The organism is Clostridium swellfunianum (assembly GCF_023656515.1).
GTDB classification, from domain to species: Bacteria; Bacillota; Clostridia; order Clostridiales; family Clostridiaceae; genus Clostridium_AT; species Clostridium_AT swellfunianum.
The window spans coordinates 4,581,870-4,599,381 of the sequence record NZ_JAMOFV010000006.1; the positions used below are offsets into that span (position 1 = coordinate 4,581,870).

Annotated in this window: 14 protein-coding genes; 1 reads left to right on the forward strand and 13 read right to left on the reverse strand. The window is 36.0% G+C overall.

Annotated features, from left to right (window positions below):
• Positions 1–2: 2 nt before the first annotated feature.
• From NBE98_RS21615 to NBE98_RS21635, 5 genes are all read right to left on the reverse strand, one after another.
• Positions 3–1,295: a Ger(x)C family spore germination protein gene (locus tag NBE98_RS21615; protein ID WP_250817147.1), complete on the reverse strand. Its 1,293-nt coding sequence runs from the start codon at positions 1,293–1,295 to the stop codon at positions 3–5.
• Positions 1,292–2,392, reverse strand: coding sequence for a GerAB/ArcD/ProY family transporter (locus tag NBE98_RS21620; RefSeq protein WP_250817149.1), 1,101 nt, complete (start codon positions 2,390–2,392; stop codon positions 1,292–1,294). Before NBE98_RS21620 ends, NBE98_RS21615 begins: the two co-directional genes overlap by 4 nt.
• The gene (locus tag NBE98_RS21625; protein ID WP_250817151.1) at positions 2,392–3,972 is read right to left on the reverse strand and encodes a spore germination protein; all 1,581 of its coding nucleotides are present in this window, start codon (positions 3,970–3,972) and stop codon (positions 2,392–2,394) included. The genes NBE98_RS21620 and NBE98_RS21625 overlap by 1 nt, the downstream gene beginning before the upstream one ends.
• 124 nt (positions 3,973–4,096) lie before the next feature.
• On the reverse strand, positions 4,097–4,831 hold the full coding sequence (locus NBE98_RS21630; protein WP_250817153.1) for an MBL fold metallo-hydrolase: 735 nt from the start codon (positions 4,829–4,831) through the stop codon (positions 4,097–4,099).
• Between the two features lie 19 nt (positions 4,832–4,850).
• Positions 4,851–5,432, reverse strand: coding sequence for a BadF/BadG/BcrA/BcrD ATPase family protein (locus NBE98_RS21635; protein ID WP_250817654.1), 582 nt, complete (start codon positions 5,430–5,432; stop codon positions 4,851–4,853).
• Between the two features lie 264 nt (positions 5,433–5,696).
• Here NBE98_RS21635 and NBE98_RS21640 point away from each other — a divergent pair, with 264 nt between their 5' ends.
• Positions 5,697–6,341 carry an MBL fold metallo-hydrolase gene (locus NBE98_RS21640; protein WP_250817155.1) on the forward strand — a complete coding sequence of 215 codons (645 nt, stop codon included), beginning with the start codon at positions 5,697–5,699 and terminating at the stop codon, positions 6,339–6,341.
• A 70-nt stretch (positions 6,342–6,411) separates the two neighbouring features.
• On the opposite strand, the gene NBE98_RS21645 is transcribed toward NBE98_RS21640, so the two are convergent.
• The 8 genes from NBE98_RS21645 to NBE98_RS21680 all read right to left on the reverse strand — a co-directional run bounded on the left by NBE98_RS21645 (position 6,412) and on the right by NBE98_RS21680 (position 17,490).
• On the reverse strand, positions 6,412–7,764 hold the full coding sequence (locus NBE98_RS21645) for a TIGR00366 family protein (protein ID WP_250817156.1): 1,353 nt from the start codon (positions 7,762–7,764) through the stop codon (positions 6,412–6,414).
• A 145-nt stretch (positions 7,765–7,909) separates the two neighbouring features.
• Positions 7,910–8,569 (reverse strand): 3-oxoacid CoA-transferase subunit B, encoded by a 660-nt coding sequence (locus NBE98_RS21650; protein ID WP_250817158.1) that lies wholly within the window; start codon positions 8,567–8,569, stop codon positions 7,910–7,912.
• Between the two features lie 3 nt (positions 8,570–8,572).
• Positions 8,573–9,223 carry a CoA transferase subunit A gene (locus tag NBE98_RS21655; protein WP_349305967.1) on the reverse strand — a complete coding sequence of 217 codons (651 nt, stop codon included), beginning with the start codon at positions 9,221–9,223 and terminating at the stop codon, positions 8,573–8,575.
• Between the two features lie 24 nt (positions 9,224–9,247).
• Entirely contained in the window at positions 9,248–10,426 is a 1,179-nt protein-coding gene (locus tag NBE98_RS21660) for an acetyl-CoA C-acetyltransferase (protein ID WP_250817160.1), read from the reverse strand.
• A 259-nt stretch (positions 10,427–10,685) separates the two neighbouring features.
• Positions 10,686–12,095, reverse strand: coding sequence for a sigma-54 interaction domain-containing protein (locus NBE98_RS21665; protein ID WP_250817161.1), 1,410 nt, complete (start codon positions 12,093–12,095; stop codon positions 10,686–10,688).
• 118 nt (positions 12,096–12,213) lie between these two features.
• Positions 12,214–14,223 (reverse strand): methyl-accepting chemotaxis protein, encoded by a 2,010-nt coding sequence (locus NBE98_RS21670; RefSeq protein WP_250817163.1) that lies wholly within the window; start codon positions 14,221–14,223, stop codon positions 12,214–12,216.
• A gap of 230 nt (positions 14,224–14,453) precedes the next feature.
• On the reverse strand, positions 14,454–15,776 hold the full coding sequence (locus NBE98_RS21675) for a 6-phospho-alpha-glucosidase (RefSeq protein WP_250817166.1): 1,323 nt from the start codon (positions 15,774–15,776) through the stop codon (positions 14,454–14,456).
• Between the two features lie 91 nt (positions 15,777–15,867).
• Positions 15,868–17,490, reverse strand: a complete 1,623-nt coding sequence (locus NBE98_RS21680) for a PTS transporter subunit EIIC (RefSeq protein WP_250817168.1) — start codon at positions 17,488–17,490, stop codon at positions 15,868–15,870.
• Between the last annotated feature and the right edge of the window lie 22 nt (positions 17,491–17,512).

Sequence of the window (17,512 nt, forward strand, 5' to 3'; positions counted from 1 at the left end):
CTTTATTCTCCTTTTTCCTCCATCTTCTGTCCCTTGTCAATTTCCTTTTCCATTTTAGATGGATCCTCAGGTGGATTTAGCTGTTTTCCAAAGCTACTTATCGTTATATCATAGCTTATATTAACTTTTGCTTCAGGATAATGCTTTGCCCAGCTATATTTCTTATACTCTTCCTGGGTAAAAAACTTTCTTCTTGCAGCTAGCTCCCATTGAAAAGGATCACCGCCAAACTCCTGCTGTGTTTTTTCTATAAGCCTGACAGATATCTTTGCCATGTATTTTTCGAGATAGTCTTCAAGAAACTTCTGCTTTTCTTTATCCTCTGCATAATTAATAAAACTAGGTATTCCTACTACATCCATTGTTAAGGGTACATTTACATATATTGTTGTATTATCACCTTGTATATCAAGTTCAATCTTGGATCTTTTCAATCTAAATATTCTAGTATCTATTCTATATTTATTGTCTAAAGGATCAACAAAGCTTGTAACAAAACTCTTTGTTTCAGGCTCCTGTCTCATCATAGATACAAGTCTTGTTTCATTTCCATCCAGAACTCCTATCATTTTTCCATTTTTAAAAACAGCAGAACCAACCAATTCAGCAGGGCTTCCACCAGCTCTATCAAGCTGTCCAGGCAAATATGCACCCTCATCAGCTCCCCTTCTAGGAGTGCGTTCCTTTGAAGAGGCATAAACAGCTAAAAACAAACTCTGACCTACCTCTGTTCTCTCCATAAATCTATTCAAATTTGCAAATGGAGGTACATAACCAGTATCCTTCCATCTTCTCGACATAAATTCATAATACTTTTGCATTCTATCCTCAAGTAGAGGATCATTATTTTTTATAAATTCTTCAGCAGTTTCTTTTGATACTATTAAAGTCATTATTCTTCTCATTTCCTTATCACGAAGAGAGGATTCAATGTGCCTGAAAAAGCTTTCATCTCTAGCAAATTTCTCACCTACTACTATAACTTTAGCATGCGCTAGCGATATTCTTCTTGTTGCAGTTACTGTTAGAAGATCTCTAGCAGTAGCAAGGCTAGGCGCTTCTAGTGCAATAACTTCAGCTTTTGTATCGTTTTGTCCTCCTCCAGACCTGCCTCCCCCTATAACTTTAGGATTGGTTATCTGAAAGGTAATCCTTACATTCCTTTCAGCCCCCTTATCTATTCCAATAGCTGCTACATATCCTATGTCTTCAAGCTCCGTCTTATCCCAACAACCTGCAAGCATTGGAAAACACAGTATTAAAGCCATGTACAAGCTTATTTTCTTCAGCTTCATTCTCTGCGGCCCCCTTTTCTTCCAGATAGAATCAGTAAGATAATTGGAAGTGCATAGATAACAGCCCACATTGTATTCAATGAAAGTACTCTAACTATAAAAACATTTTGAACAAAGTTTTTAGGCATTAATGCTATTAGCATTATAAGCGCAGAAATGGGAATTACCAAAGGTTTAGACTCATTATGCCTTATTGTCATAGAAAATATTTCTGCAGTAACAAAAGAATACATGCTAAATCTAATGATACTTGCTATAATCCAAAACAAGAAAAAGAAGGCTTCAAGATTACTTATAAATCGTCCTCCATAAATAAGTCTTGCCACAGTATGAAAAGGAGTAGCATTAATAATAATTGGGGGATAATCTAAAACCATTAAGTACATTGCGCTCATTACAGTTACAACCACAACTCCATAAAGTAGTCCAATGAAGCTTGAGACTTTATATATCTTATAGCTTTTTACCTTTGGGAAAATTACAGCGAAAATAATAACCTCAGAAAAAAGCCCGCTGTACATGACCCCTCCTTTTATCAATGGCTTTATCCCCGCCCCTCCTATAGGAAATAAATAGTCTATTTTAATCAAGTTATAGATAAGTACCAAAAAAGCAACAACGATAGCTAATATCCAGGGCAGTGCCATCCAGGATACTCGGCAGATAGCTTCAAAACCAAATCTTGCAACTATACAGCTGCTAGCTGTCAAAATAAGTACTACTGCAGTTAGCGGCGTTCTTGCAAAGTATATGGTTGTCATTATATCACTATATTGCCTTATATTAACGGCACTCAATAATAAGGCATATATCACAAAGTACATTCCAATAATTAATCCAATATATTTTCCAAGCATCTCATACATTATCTGAATTATGTTCTTATCCTTATATTTTTTTAGAAGTGCTAACATGCAAACTAAGGATATAAAAGTTATTACAGAAGAAACTACAGGTATTGCCCATCCTGAATTCATTGCTAATTTAAATAACAGTACCGGAGTAGAATCTGTAGCTTTTATTCCAAGAGAAATCATCAATAGGGCAGTGTATTCTTTTATACCAGCCTTACTCTCATTTATTTGCACTACTTTCATCAACTCCTTTTAGGCCTTTTCCTTCTTACTTCACGTTTGGGATTCAAATTCATAGGACGAATCCATTGTTTCCATATTGGCGGCCTTATGACAAAATCTTTTGAGGACTTATAGTTCGGTGTAAAAGGAGACATAAAATATACACCAAAGGACTGTACATTGGACAAATATGCAATACAAATAGTAAACAATGCAGCTATTCCAAAGAAGCCTATAAGAGTACCTGCAATAAGAAACATAAATTTTGAAATTCTTATTAAAAAGCTTAAACTAATTTCTGGTATAGCAAAGGATGCCAACCCTGTTACTGCAACAATTATTACAAGAATGGGACTTACAACGTTTGCTTCAACCGCCGCCTGACCAAGTATTAATGCACCTACTATGCCTATTGTAGGTCCTATAGGGGTTGGTATTCTAATTCCTGCTTCTCTCAGTATTTCAAAGGCTATCTCCATTAATATCACCTCTATAAAGGCTGGAAAAGGTAATCTTTCTCTACTGGAAGCTATAGCTAAAACCAAATCAGTGGGAATCATGTCTACGTGAAAGCTTGTTACAGCTATATATAGACCTGGTGTAAGCAATGCTATAAAACAGCAAATGAGCCTTATAATTCTCATAAAATTCCCATATGCCCACCTCTGATATACATCTTCAGGATTATGAAAAAGCGACCAAAAGGTTATAGGGACTATCAGTGCAGCTGGGGACCCATCGAGAATTAAGGTAACATGACCTTCTGACAAAAAAGAAGCAACCCTGTCCGGCCTTTCCGTAGTTAATACAGTAGGAACCAAAGAATATGGTCTATCCTCGATGTACTGTTCTAAAATTGAAGCAGTCTCCACCTGCTCAGCTTCTATTTCTTGCAGTCTCTTTTTTACGTTTTTAATTAAATCTTCATTAGCTACGTCTGCTATGTACATCATAAAAACCTTGCTGCTGCTTTTGACTCCAATTTCTATACTCTCAGTCACCAATTTTTCATTTCTTAGGTATTTTCTAATTAAGGATCTGTTGGTTTGTTCAGACTCTACGAAGCCTTCTTTGGGGCCTTTTAAGGCATTTTCAGCTACGGGCTTTTCAATAGCTCGATGTTCATAGCCTACTGTTGATAAAATAATTGCAGTATCAACTCCCTGAATAAACAAAGCAGTATTTCCATTAATTATTTCTTGTACAATGGCTTTATAATTATTTAGCCTTCTGACTCCCTTCCCAGTAAGAACTCTGCTAGTCAAGGATGAAATTATGTCTTCCCCAGTAGGTTCAGTTATAACTTCTCGCATTAATGGCGTTATTATATGTTTTTCCAAGGAATGTATATCTGTTACTCCCTGAAGAAACAAGAGCACACCCTTTCTTTTTAAAGCCTTTATGTAAATCTCACGCACGGAAAAATCAATATTTATAGGAAAGCAGAATATTTGCTTCAGCTTGCTTAGGTTTTCGTTTAAATTACTGCTAATAGGTTCTTCCTGAGCTTTTATGCTAAAATCCATACTTTTGCTCTCATTATAATAAGCAGTTTTACCTGGGCTATTACTTGTTCCGCCTCCGTTCATATCGCCTGCCATAAAAGCTCACCTCTTAATTAAATTTCACCTATATGTTAGTTTTTGCAATAAATGAAAATTTAAACAAAAAAATAAAGCATGAAATCTAGTTATAGTTTCATGCTTTATTTTTTTGTTCATTTGATTAAATTTCGTATGTTTTAAGCTCTTCGGAAAGCTCTACCTTATTAAATTCACCTTCAGCATCTCCTCTGTAATTCTCCTTAGGCTCTTCAAACCAAAAATGAGTTAGAAGAAGCTTTTTAACCTTAGCCTTTCTTGCAATATCACAGGCCTCCTTAACAGAAAGATGCGGCGGGTTGCTTGTCTTTCTTATGTTTTCTGTAGCATTTGCCTCACACAAAAACAAATCTGCATTTTCTGCTAGCTTTATTATATTTTCTGTATAGGTTGTATCTGCACTATAGGCAAAAACTTTTCCATCCTTTTCAATTCTCATACCATAGCACTCAACAGGGTGAGCAGTCTTATAAAAGGTAAAGCTAAAACCCATAATATTAAGCTGCATTCCATCAGATATATTATGAAGGTTAAATACATTGTTAAAATCTAATTCTTTATAATATTTATCAGGAGTTTTAGGCGTATACACATCTATGGCTTTATCCATTGTCTTAGTCATAAGCTTTGCTTGTACTGCATATCTTAACACAAACATATCTGAGCTGTGATCGCTGTGCAGGTGCGATAAGACTATAGCGTCCAAATCGCTTATCTTGCAGTATTTTTGAAGCCTGCTTATAACTCCCGCTCCACAATCAATTAAAATATTTACCTCTTTATCCTGAAGCAGAAAGCCTGTACAAGCTCCCTCTGGTCCTGGAAATGGTCCTTGATTTCCTAGTACTGTTAATCTCATAGTATCTATCCTTTCTATTTTATGGCACTAATCCTTTGTGATTAAAATTATTGTATGTAAAAACATCTATATTATCGTATCTGTTATTTATTTTATCGCAAAAGGGCTGAGTTATGTAGCTGTCAAATTTAAGAATACTGCCTGTAAAGCATAAATTATACTTGCAGTCGTACATGCTCAATCTCCTAACTATTATATCTACCATGTTAAAAAGCTTTTCGGAAGCACTTTTTATAATGCTTAAACTAATTCTGTCTCCTTCCTTTGCACACTCTAAAACTTCCTTGCTTAAAGCTAAAATCTTTCTGTCAGTTAACCTTTTGTAATATAAAATATATTTCAATTCCTCCAAACTGTCAATTTTAAGCTGACTTTTAACCTTATCAGTTAATATAGTTTTTCCTCCTAGCATTTCATATTCAGCAATAGCGGCCTTAATTGCACATAAACCCATATAGTATTCGCTTCCATCCTCCACTATTCTCGAATCCCAGCCTCCAATAGTTATGCTTTGTCCTATGTTGTTTACTCCAAATGCATAAGAACATCTGCCTCCAACTAACAAAATCCCAGAATTACTGTCCAGATAATAACGAAACATGTTTTCCAATTTTTTATCCCCCGTCCTACATATTAAGTAATTTATACTAAATAAATATGATAGGTTTTAGCTTTCAATTACAGGTTATTGAATGAGACCTGTAATTTTAACAGGCAATTAAATAAATATTAAAATTTCCAAAATTATCAACATATTTTAATGTTTAACTGTAAGAATTTAATTGCTGCTAAAATAGTTATGTTAAAGGCTTTTAGGATATAATAAAGAATGAAATATTTTTTTAAGTTTAAAGGGGTGTTATTTATGGAAATAACCTGGCTTGGTCATTCTTCTTTTTTAATTAAGGATTCAAAGGGAAGAACATTGCTTACAGACCCATTTGACGACAGTGTAGGATATAAGGTTTTTGAAGGTCATGCTGATGTGGTTACAATAAGCCATCATCATTTTGACCACGATTATATTGAAAAGATAACAGGAGACCCAGCTGTACTTGATAAGGTTGGTTTTTTTAATGTATGCGATATAGACATAAAAGGCATACCCTCCTATCACGACAACGTTCAAGGTGCAAAACGCGGAGAAAATGTAATATATGTTTTCAAAATGGATGATTATAGAATCTGTCACCTTGGAGATTTAGGTCATTTGCTTACAGTTGCTGATGCGGATCAAATTGGAGAGATTGATGTGCTCCTAATCCCTGTTGGTGGAAACTACACAATAGACGGAAAGGAAGCTACTGTGGTCTGCAAGCTTCTTAATCCAAAGCTTGTTATTCCTATGCATTTTAAGACTTCTTCGGTATCTATTCCAATTGAAGGAGCAGAAAACTTTTTAATGCATATGAAAAACGGTGAAAGAATTCACAGCAACACCTTAAAACTTGAAGGAAAATTAGAAGGTGCAAACCTAGTTAAGGTTTTAGATTTTAATAAAACAAAATAATTTGATTTTTCAATGTAAATATACCCCGCACTTTTTAGATGCGGGGCTTTTTTATTAATCAATTTTTTGTTTATAGGAAGAAGAAAGCTGCAGATACTACTATTCCGGCATAGATTAAATCCATTAAGCAGTAGCCCATTATATCTTTTGCACTAAGTCCTGCTATTGCTAGAGCTGGAATAGCCCAGAAAGGCTGAATCATATTTGTCCATGCATCTCCCCATGCAATTCCCATAGCAACCTTACCAGCATCTACGCCAATTTGAGCTGCTGCAGGCATCATTATTGGCGCTTGAACTGCCCATTGTCCTCCGCCTGATGGAACGAAGAAGTTTATAATTCCTGCGCTTAAGAAAGTAAATAACGGGAAGGTTCTTGGTGTTGAAATAGCAACAAATACATTTGCAATCTCACCTGCAAGACAAGCTCCTGAAGCATTTGTACCTACCATCATCCCCATGATACCTGCATAGAATGGGAATTGAAGTATAATTCCTGATGCTCCCTTAGCTGCCTCTGTAACAGCTGCAATAAAACGTCTTGGTGTACCATGAAGCGATATACCTATAAATAGGAATATACCGTTAACAACGTCTAAAGTAAGGTTAAAGCCCTTGGTTATAAAATAGTAGATAATATAAGTAAAACCCATTGCTGCAACTAATAAAGATATTGTACGGCTATTTTCAAGCTTATCAGCTGGAGTCATCTTTTCCTTTGGAATTTCTTCTAATTCTGGTTCTTCTACTAACAATTTTGGATCTATAGTTACTGTTTCTTCTTTCTTAGGCATCATAGCTTTATTAAGTAAAGGAAGTGTAACTATTAAAACAATAACAGCTACCAGGTTATATACTGAAAATATAGTTTGGCTGGTTGGTATTGGGCTTGTTATAACTCCTGCAGTAGCCTTTTTAACAGCATCTCCACCACCTGCTATTGTAAGCGGTATGGAACCTGAAAGTCCAGCATGCCATACTAAGAATCCTGAATAAGCAGAAGCTATTAAAAGTCTATAATCTACACCCTTAACTTCTTTAGCCAGCTGTTTAGCAAAGATTGCACCAATTATAAGTCCAAAGCCCCAGTTTATCCAGCAGGCGATGGAAGATATTAAGGTAACAAACACAATTGCCTGACCTGGAGTTTTAGGAATCTTGGCTAATTTTTTTAAGCCTCTCTTGAAGGCTGGTGCATTAGCTAAGGTATTTCCTGTAACTAATACTAAAACCATCTGCATTGTAAAGGATAAAAGGCTCCACAACCCATTACTCCAGTGCACTACCATTGCAAGAGGCGATTGTTTAGTAACTATAATTCCTAGAATAAAGGTTAAAAATGTAAGAAAAATAGCAAATATGAAAGCATCAGGCAAATATTTTTGTACAAGATTTACACAGGCTCTAGTTAATTTTTTAAACATATATTTTCCCCCATTTACTTTTTATTTATTAACACTCACTTCTCTTTCTTCCTTTGCTGCTTGGAATATATTATCTTGTGTTAAATTTCAATGATGGGATTGTGGCAGTTGTCATGCTGCCACATATAGGCTTTTAACTGTGAAACTAAACTTCTATCTCCTTTAAATCTTCAGCTATAATTAGCTCAGCTCCTGTAGCCTTCTGAACCTCTTCAACAGTGTACTCAGTATTTATTTCCTTTAATACAAGACCTTTCTCAGTAACCTCCATTACACCCATTTCAGTTATAATTAAGTCCACAGTATTTACTGCTGTTAATGGCAGCTTGCACTCCTTAAGTATTTTGTGCGCACCCTTTGCAGTATGGTTCATAGCAACAATAACCTTTTTAGCTCCAGTTACAAGATCCATTGCTCCGCCCATACCAGGCACCATCTTTCCTGGCACCATCCAGTTTGCAAGATTTCCCTTTTCATCTACCTCGAGAGCACCAAGTACGGTTAAGTCTACATGACCACCTCTTATAATTACAAAGGATTCTGCACTATCAAAAAATGCTCCCCCAGGATTTACAGTTGTATAAATTCCACCTGCATTTACTAAATAATTATCTTCTTCACCCTTTTTGGGTGCTGGTCCCATTCCAACAAATCCGTTTTCAGACTGAAGAGTTATTTCTATGCCTTCAGGCACATAGTTAGCAACAAGGGTAGGAAGACCAATACCTAGATTGACAACATCTCCATCCTTAAGTTCCTTAGCAACTCTTTTAGCTATATAGTCTTTTTCTAAGTTTTTATCCATCTCCTACTCCCCCTTTACAATATAATCAACAAATATTCCCGGAGTCATTACATCGTCTGGGTCAATTTGTCCAGGTTCAACTATTTCATCAGCTTCAACAATTACTAAATCAGCTGCTGTAGCCATTATAGGATTAAAGTTTCTTGTAGCCTTTGCATATCTTATGTTGCCCTTGGTATCAACCTTTGCACCTACAATAAGTGCAACATCAGCTTTTAAAGGCTTTTCCAAAAGATATTGTTTTCCATCTACTTCTACAATTGTTTTACCTTCTGCAACTATTGTCCCAATACCTGTCGGAGTAAGTACACCGCCAAGACCACCACCTGCTGCTCTTATCCTTTCAGCTAATGTTCCTTGTGGTACAAGTTCAACCTCAAGCTCTCCGTAGTTCATTTGATTTCCTGTTTCCTTATTTGTACCAATATGTGAAGCTATAACCTTTTTTACTTGCTTGTTTACAATAAGCTTTCCAATCCCAACCTCTGGAAAGGATGTATCATTTGCAATCAAAGTAATATCTTTAATACCTTTTTCTATAAGTGCATCAACAAGCTTAAAAGGGTTCTTGCAGCCTAAAAAGCCCCCAAACATTATGGTCATCCCGTCTTTAATCATATCCGCAGCTTCTTCAATAGAAATAAGCTTATTCACACGTAACCCCTCCCACAAAAATATCTATCTCTTAATAATTAAAGCAGTACCTTGTCCTCCACCTATGCACAAAGTAGCAAGGCCTGTTTTAGCATCTCTTTTAATCATTTCATGAATCAAGGTAACTAGTATTCTAGTTCCAGAACAGCCAATAGGATGTCCGAGCGCTATAGCACCGCCGTTAACGTTTGTTTTTTCAGCCTCAAGCTCTAAATCTTTAACAACTGATAGAGATTGAGCTGCAAAAGCTTCATTTGCTTCTACCAAATCGATATCCTCAATTGTTAAGTTAGCTTTTCTAAGAGCCTTTCTTGAAGCAGGAACAGGTCCATATCCCATAAACTTTGGGTCAACACCTGCAGATGCAAAGGCTGCTATTGTAGCTAAAGGCTTAATTCCTAATTCTTCTGCTTTTTCTTTTGCCATTACAATTACTGCAGCAGCTCCATCGTTTATTCCTGAAGCATTTCCTGCTGTAACTGTTCCATCCTTCTTAAATGCCGGCTTCAGCTTTGCCAAGCCTTCTATAGTAGAACCAAAGCGTGGGAACTCATCTGTGTCCACAACTATTGGATTACCTCTTTTCTGTGGTATTTCAATAGGTACTATCTCATCCTTAAATCTTCCGCTTTTTATAGCTTTTTCAGCTCTTAGCTGGCTTTCCAAAGCAAATTTATCCTGAGCCTCTCTTGTTATATTCCACTGAGCTGCAATGTTTTCTGCAGTTACTCCCATATGATAGTCATTGAATATATCCCATAGTCCATCATGAACCATTGTATCAACTATAGTTCCATCTCCCATTCTTTGTCCCCATCTTGCCTTAGGCAGAACATAAGGTGACGAGCTCATGTTTTCTGTTCCTCCAGCCAGAACAACATCAGCTTCTCCAAGCATTACTGCTTGAGCAGCTAATATAACAGTTTTTAAACCCGAACCACAAACCTTATTTACAGTCATAGATGGAACTTCTACAGGAATACCTGCCGCAATAGATACCTGCCTTGCAACATTTTGTCCAAGTCCAGCTTGAAGCACATTCCCAAATATAACTTCATCAATAATTTCAGGCTTTACACCTGCTCTTTTAATAGCTTCCTTTGCTGCTGCAGCTCCCAAAGCAACTGCTGGTACATCTTTAAAGCTTCCTCCAAAGCTGCCTATAGGTGTTCTAACAGCACTGACAATAACTGCCTCTCTCATAAAACATCCTCCTAAAACAAAAATTACTTTATGTTAAAATGTCACTTAAATACAAAGCAACTTTCATGCCAAAATAAGGAACCTAGGCTTTACACAGCTTGTTCTAAAAATTAATAAACACAAAAACAAAGAATGTAGAAATTTTTCTACATTCTTTGTGTAAACATTTTCACGATAATTGTATAACCTTCTAATACAGCCAAAAATATGTTGTAGAAAATATTCTACAGCGTATTTTTAATGTAGAATATTTTCTACATTAAAAATTCTTTATATCAAATCCATACTGAGTTAGCTTTTTATATAAGGCTGTTCTATGAATTCCAAGACGCTTAGCAGCTTCTGTTCTGCTTCCATTAGCTAATTTTAAGGCTTCCATTATAGCGCTTATCTCTGCCTTTGCCACTACATCCTTTAAAAGACAAGAATCTTCCCTATAGTTATTCATAATAAAGCTGCTGCTTATATAGCTTGGCAAATGCTCTAAATTTATATATTCACCTGAAGAAATATTTGCTGCCCTCTCAAGTACATTTCGAAGCTCCCTCACATTTCCCGGCCAATTATATGAACTTAAGGCGGTCTTTGCCTTATCAGTAACTGTTTTGTTTTCAAACCCCATATTGCTAAATAGATGGTTTAAAGTGTATTCGCATAAAACAGGTATATCATCAAGCCTGTCCCTTAAAGGAGGAATTTCTATTTCTACAACATTAAGCCTGTAAAACAAGTCACTTCTAAATCTGCCCTCCTTAACAGCTGTCTGCAAGTCCTCATTTGTACTTGCTATAACTCTCATATCTATTTTTATTCTAGAGCTCCCGCCTATTCTTTCAAATTCCCTCTCTTCTAAAACCCTTAAAAGCTTTGATTGCATGTTATAGGGCATGGCACCAATTTCATCAAGCAAAAGAGTGCCTCCATGGGCAAGCTCAAGCTTGCCAATTTTGCCTTCTTTTTTAGCACCAGTAAAAGCACCACCTTCATAACCAAAAAGCTCTGATTCCAAAAGCTCCTGTGGTATTGCAGCACAATTAACTCTTATAAAGGCTGCATGCCTTCTACTGCTTGCGCTGTGAATAGCATGGGCAAAATACTCTTTACCAGTGCCGCTTTCTCCTTGAATTAGTATGGTAGAATTTGAGTAAGCAGCTTTTCGAGCAGTCTCTTTAAGCATAAGCATATTTTTATTTTGAGTAATAATATTGTCAAAGGAATATTTAGCATTATGTACTCTGCTTAACTCTCCTTTATACTTATCAACAGTATTTTCAAGCATTTTCAGCCTTATAGCCAAATCTTTAACTTCCTTAACATCCTTAAACAGCACCGTTCCGACAGCACCAATTATTTTGCCATTTTTAATTATGGGAGTTCTGCTGGCAATCATATCCCGCCCTTTAATTCTCTGAACTTCGCAAATTTCTTTTCTGCCTGTCTTTGCCACTATATGAAGCCTTGTATTTTCAATAACCTCCTCTATAGGTTTGCCTAAAACATCTTCTTCTTTTATTCCAAACAGCTTTTCATAGTTCCATTTAACTATTCGCCCTTCGTTATTAACAAGCACAATCCCCTGATAAGCATTATCTAAAATATCCTTCATAGACTCCAATACAGTTTTTAGTTCATTAATCTGATGATTTACATCTTCTGTCTTCCGCTCCATTATATCCCCCCCATAAATATATTATGATGGAGTTTTAATCTCATTGCAAGGGGACACTAACTAACCTTTAGCTGAAAAAAAACGGCGGTGGAAACCTACCACTGCCGCTTTAATATTTTTATTTTATTTTAAATTTGCTAACCCCTGCTCTAAGCTTTTCAGAAAGGCTTTGAAGTGCTTCCACATAATTGGTTACTTCCTGCATAGTTGCATTTATCTGCTGTGCTGAAGCTGAAACCTCTTCTGTTGCTGAAGCTGTTTCCTCTGAAATTGATGATATGTTTTCAATTTGGCCAACAACTTTTTGTTTTCCTGAAGCTATAACTTCAGTATCCTTCTTGATTCCTTCAATTCTCTGTGCTAAAACTGCTATTGCAGAAATTATTTCCTTGAAAATCTCCTGGGTTTCTTGTACAGCCTTCTCCTGATCCTTAACAGTTATTTCTGTTTCGCTCATAGCTGCTACTGCTGTAGAAGATTTTGATTTTATAGTTTCAACTATTTTCTTAATCTCTTCAGTAGATTTCTTTGATTGCTCAGCAAGCTTTCTAATCTCATCAGCAACAACGGCAAAGCCTCTTCCTGCCTCCCCTGCCCTTGCAGCTTCTATAGAAGCATTTAAGGATAAAAGATTAGTTTGCTCAGTGATTTGAGAAATAGCATCCGATATTGTATTTATCTGCTCAGTGCTTGAATTCATATCTACTACAATTTCACTAACCTGAGCGGTTGATTTTTTTGTTTTATCAGACTTCTCACCTAACATCTGCACCATCTCTAAGCCTTTTGAGCTAAGCTTCTGAGTTTCCCCGGAAATAGAAGCAATTTCCTCTGTAGAAACAGTTATTTTATCCATTCCTTGAGATAAATCATTAATCTCCACTGCTCCATCTTGGGAGCTTTGTGCTGTTTGTGTAGCACCCTGAGCTATTTCATCTATTGCATGAGATACTTGTTCAATAGATGCATTAGTTTCCTCCGCCATGCTGGCAAGGCTTACGGAAGTCTCAAAAACAGTTTCAGAGGATTGTTCTACCTCAAACATAAGCTGTGCAATATTTTTAATCATTGAATTAAAATTATTACCCAAGCTTCCAAATTCATCTTTATCTGTAATATCTACAGTAACGGTTAAATTCCCCTCAGCAGCCTCGCTGAAAGCTCCATTTAGCTTGCGTGCATTATCAGACATCTTCTTGCTTAAAATATATGCAAGTAATATAGCCACTACTGCAACTGATAAAGTCACCACTAATAAAAGAATACCTATAGCCTCTACATCCTTGCTTATCTCCGAATCCTCCATTAAAGCTATAAGCTTCCACCCAGCTACCTTATTAGTAACATATGTAGCGTATTCTTTTTTCCCATCTGCATCATATTCTGAAAAGCCACTTTCGTTTGCCTTTATGTTAGACCAAATATTTAAATTATCGGCTATATTACTTCCAATTTTGTTGCTATCTGGGTGAGATAAAACTATACCACTACTGTCTACTATAAAAACATAGCCCTTTTCTCCAACTTTAATATTTGATAATTCTTCAGATATAGCTTCAAGAGAAATATTCATGGAAACTACACCAACAACTTTTCCATCTTTTTCAACAGCCTTTGAAATAGACACCACTAGTTTTCCAGTTCTAGCATCTTTAAATGGCTGAGATACAGTAATCTTTCCTTTATTATTAATAGCTGATCCATACCAGGGTCTTGTTTTATGGTTAAAATCTTTTCCCATATCGCCATCAGGATAAATAACAAATCTTCCATCTTCAGTTCCAAAGTATGCACTAAAAATGTCCTTATCACTTTCAGCTATATCCTTTAATAGAGACTTAGCAAAATTGATCTTTTCACCCTCAGTCTCTACTTGAGTAAAGTCACCATTGTTAGAAAGCATTGTAACTAAATTGCTAAATGCTTCAATATGTTTATCTAGTCCTCTGCTCACTTCTCCAAGAGTCTGCGTGCTTGTTACTTCAAATTTGCGCTCTAAAATTCCCTTTGCCTTGAAGTAAACTGATATTCCAAGAACTAACAAAGGTATTAGACAAATTGCCATAAAGTTTACAATAAGCTTACTCCTAATACTTCTCAATTTAAGTTTGTCGAAAATTCCTTTCATAAAAACCCCTCCATGTCGAAATTTGTATTATCATACTTATTTATCGGGAGGTTTTACCTGTACTTAACTAAATTTCATGATAAATAAAACATTTATTTTTATAAACATGTAGTGAAATTTTGCTTTTTATAAATGTCACATTATATTTCTCATAAGTAAAAATTCCCTCAAACTATTAGTTTGAGGGAAAATAAAATCGATTCATTATTTACGTAAAAAAACTTTATATTCTACTTTAACTCTGGCCAATATCCCTTATTTGCTTCTATCAAAGCATCAAGAATTTTTCTAGCCTTCTTAGCATCAACAATTGTTCTATTTAATGTAAGTGCCTGAAGAGCTTTATTATAGGAGCCTTCAAAATATGCATCTACAGTAAGTTTTTCATAGGCAAGCTGCTGCTCCATCATGCCTTTATAAAAGGTTCCAATCTTTCCTACTCCAAAAGGTCTTGGTCCATTTATACCTAGAGTCGCTGCAACTTCAACCATAGCATCGTCCTGGATATTTGCTACCAAGCCATTGTTTTCGGTGATAATGATATAGATTCTATTTCTATTAAAAGCTATGGACTCAGCAACTTCAACAATCATGTCACCGTGGGCATCATTGTGAACTACTGAAGAACCCTCAGCTGTTCCAACTTCTGAAATATGTCTGCACTCTTCAAATACACGTTTTTCACGCCCATTCATAACTTCATTGGCACGGGTGAAATTAGGATCTAGCTTTTTAGCCTTGTATTCTGGATAATAATAATACTGTAGATAGGTGTTTGGAAGATAATCTGGGAAATCAGTTACCATATCCTTAACTGTTGCATAGGTGTCAAGCCATGACTTATCTCTTTGCTCTGCATCTACAGGAATAAAACCGCGTTCATTTACAATGTCCTTAATAACAGGAACTAAATCCTTGCCTTCCTTATCAAAAAGGTGTGTAAACCATCCAAAGTGATTTAATCCAAAATAAACCGGCTCAAACTCGTATGGGTCTCTTCCTAATAAACGTCCATAAGAACGAAGTAAATTTACAGGCTGATCACAGATATTCAGTACTTTTTTATCATTTGGGAATTGTCTATTTAATGCTTCAGCTACAATTGCAGCAGGATTTGTATAGTTTAATATCCAAGCTTCTGGTGAAAGCTCTCGAACATCGTTAACAAGCTGAATCATATCTCTTATAGATCTCATACCGTATGCAAAACCGCCAGCACCACAGGTTTCCTGACCTATAACCCCAAAGCTTAAAGGAATCTTTTCATCCTTTTCTCTCATTGCATAGCCGCCAGTTCTCATTTGACAGAAAACAAAATCCACATCCTTAAAAGCAACTTCCTTGTCAGTAGTATATTCAAAATCCAGCTCAGTATATTTTTCTTTAAATAGTACCTTTGCAAATTCTCCTATAACCTGCTGACGCTCAGCGTTTATATCATACATAACTAGTCTAGCTAGAGGAAAGCTTTCCTTCTTCTTGCATAAGCTTTGAAGTAACCCAGGTGTCCAAGTGCTTCCTCCACCAACAATTACAATATTATATCTTTTCATATTATTGCCTCCTTATAAGCTGCCATTAAGCGGTTTATTTCTTAATAAAGTTAGACTATGTTTTTACCATAGTCTAACCAACTGCTTTAGGCTATTTTGATTTTTTTAAGCTGTATATATAGTCATCAACTAAATTACGAACCTTAGTTATTCTTCCTCCGTAAACAACATGAATAGTGTTTGCATCTGGAGTAACGATTCCGTTTGGATTTGTCTTATTGATTAAAGCACGATTAACCTTTGAACCATCTTTAAGCTCAACACGTAGTCTAGAAATACAGTTGTCTACATCTACTATATTGTCTAATCCTCCTAGTCCTTCAACGATGTTCTTAGCAATAGCTTTATCGTCATTATTAAGTGCCTTTGCACCTTCAGATTCTTCTTCTGCTTCAACAAAGTCAGATTCTTTTCTTCCAAGTGTCATAACATTGAACTTTCTGATTATGAAGCTGTATGTGAAGTAGTACATTGCAAAGAATATTGGTCCTAGGAACAGGTATATAAACCATTTAGTTTGTGCACCTTGAACTACTCCAAATACTAGCCAGTCGATTATACCACCTTGGATATTTCCTATTGCGGCACCAAATATTGCAGGAACCAAGAAGGACAAACCCGCGAATATAGCGTTAACAATCCATAGTATTGGTGATATAAATATAAAAGTAAACTCGATTGGCTCTGTGATACCTGTTAAAACAACAGCTGTAAGTCCTGCTAGGAAGAATTTTATTACTTTGTCTCTCTTCTCAGGAAGGGCCTGACGGTATATGGCATAAACTACAGCCGGCATACCGAATACCATGTGTAGAATTTTACCTCCTGCAAGGAATTGAGCTGCACTCTTTGAGAATGGAAGACCATTATCAAGCTGGTAAAGATATATTTGAAGAGCGCCAACCAGGCTCTTTCCATTTACAGTTTCCATACCGCCTAAAGCAGTAAATCTAAAAGTTTGATTTAAAATATGGTGTAATCCAGTAGGGTTAATTATCTTTTCTACGAAGCCATATAGGAATACTCCAAATAAACCAGTTTCACTAATTAATTTTCCTGCAGCAATAATCGCTGTATTAATTGCTGGCCAAATATATGTTAATAGCATACCAACTACAACCATTATGAGAGCTGATATAATTGGAACAAATCTCTTTCCGCTATAGAAGGATAGTGATGGATGAAGCTCTGTGTTTCTGAATCTGTTATGAATAACAACTCCTAGAATACCAGCTAAAATACCACCAACAACGTTTGTGTTGTAAACAAAAATACCTAGTGTAGTTGTAAATAAGGAATTCCTTAAAGTTGCATCAACCTGACTCATTCCATTATTCTTCATTAGAAAATCAACTGCAGTTGTTGCTGCTGTTAGGTTTTGAACACTTAATATATAGTTCATCCCAATAAGAAGAGCTATATAGCCTACCGCTGCGGAGTAAACTGCAACTTCTCTATCACGCTTTACCATTCCTAGAGGTATTGCCATAGCAAACAGTATTGGAAGATAGGTAAATGGAAGTCCTGCTACCTTACGAATAAGTCCTATAAATATTTGAAGATTTTTTGCACCTAAAAATGGCACCATCTTTATGATATTTGCATTTTGAAGAGCTGCAGACAATCCTAAGAAGATTGCCATGAAGGATAGTAGAGAGATTGGAAATAATAATGACTTACCAAAGCTTTGAAAGTTCTTTTTGAAATCTTTCATTTAAACCACCCCTTAATTTTTT

Bases quoted from the DNA above. Each gene is read 5' to 3' on its own strand.
- NBE98_RS21625 (WP_250817151.1), bottom strand. From the start codon at position 3,972: ATGGCAGGCGATATGAACGGAGGCGGAACAAGTAATAGCCCAGGTAAA.
- NBE98_RS21645 (WP_250817156.1), bottom strand. From the start codon at position 7,764: ATGTTTAAAAAATTAACTAGAGCCTGTGTAAATCTTGTACAAAAATAT.
- NBE98_RS21665 (WP_250817161.1), bottom strand. From the start codon at position 12,095: ATGGAGCGGAAGACAGAAGATGTAAATCATCAGATTAATGAACTAAAA.
- NBE98_RS21635 (WP_250817654.1), bottom strand. From the start codon at position 5,432: ATGTTTCGTTATTATCTGGACAGTAATTCTGGGATTTTGTTAGTTGGA.
- NBE98_RS21640 (WP_250817155.1), top strand. From the start codon at position 5,697: ATGGAAATAACCTGGCTTGGTCATTCTTCTTTTTTAATTAAGGATTCA.
- NBE98_RS21630 (WP_250817153.1), bottom strand. From the start codon at position 4,831: ATGAGATTAACAGTACTAGGAAATCAAGGACCATTTCCAGGACCAGAG.
- NBE98_RS21620 (WP_250817149.1), bottom strand. From the start codon at position 2,392: ATGAAAGTAGTGCAAATAAATGAGAGTAAGGCTGGTATAAAAGAATAC.
- NBE98_RS21615 (WP_250817147.1), bottom strand. From the start codon at position 1,295: ATGAAGCTGAAGAAAATAAGCTTGTACATGGCTTTAATACTGTGTTTT.
- NBE98_RS21650 (WP_250817158.1), bottom strand. From the start codon at position 8,569: ATGGATAAAAACTTAGAAAAAGACTATATAGCTAAAAGAGTTGCTAAG.
- NBE98_RS21680 (WP_250817168.1), bottom strand. From the start codon at position 17,490: ATGAAAGATTTCAAAAAGAACTTTCAAAGCTTTGGTAAGTCATTATTA.
- NBE98_RS21670 (WP_250817163.1), bottom strand. From the start codon at position 14,223: ATGAAAGGAATTTTCGACAAACTTAAATTGAGAAGTATTAGGAGTAAG.
- NBE98_RS21660 (WP_250817160.1), bottom strand. From the start codon at position 10,426: ATGAGAGAGGCAGTTATTGTCAGTGCTGTTAGAACACCTATAGGCAGC.
- NBE98_RS21675 (WP_250817166.1), bottom strand. From the start codon at position 15,776: ATGAAAAGATATAATATTGTAATTGTTGGTGGAGGAAGCACTTGGACA.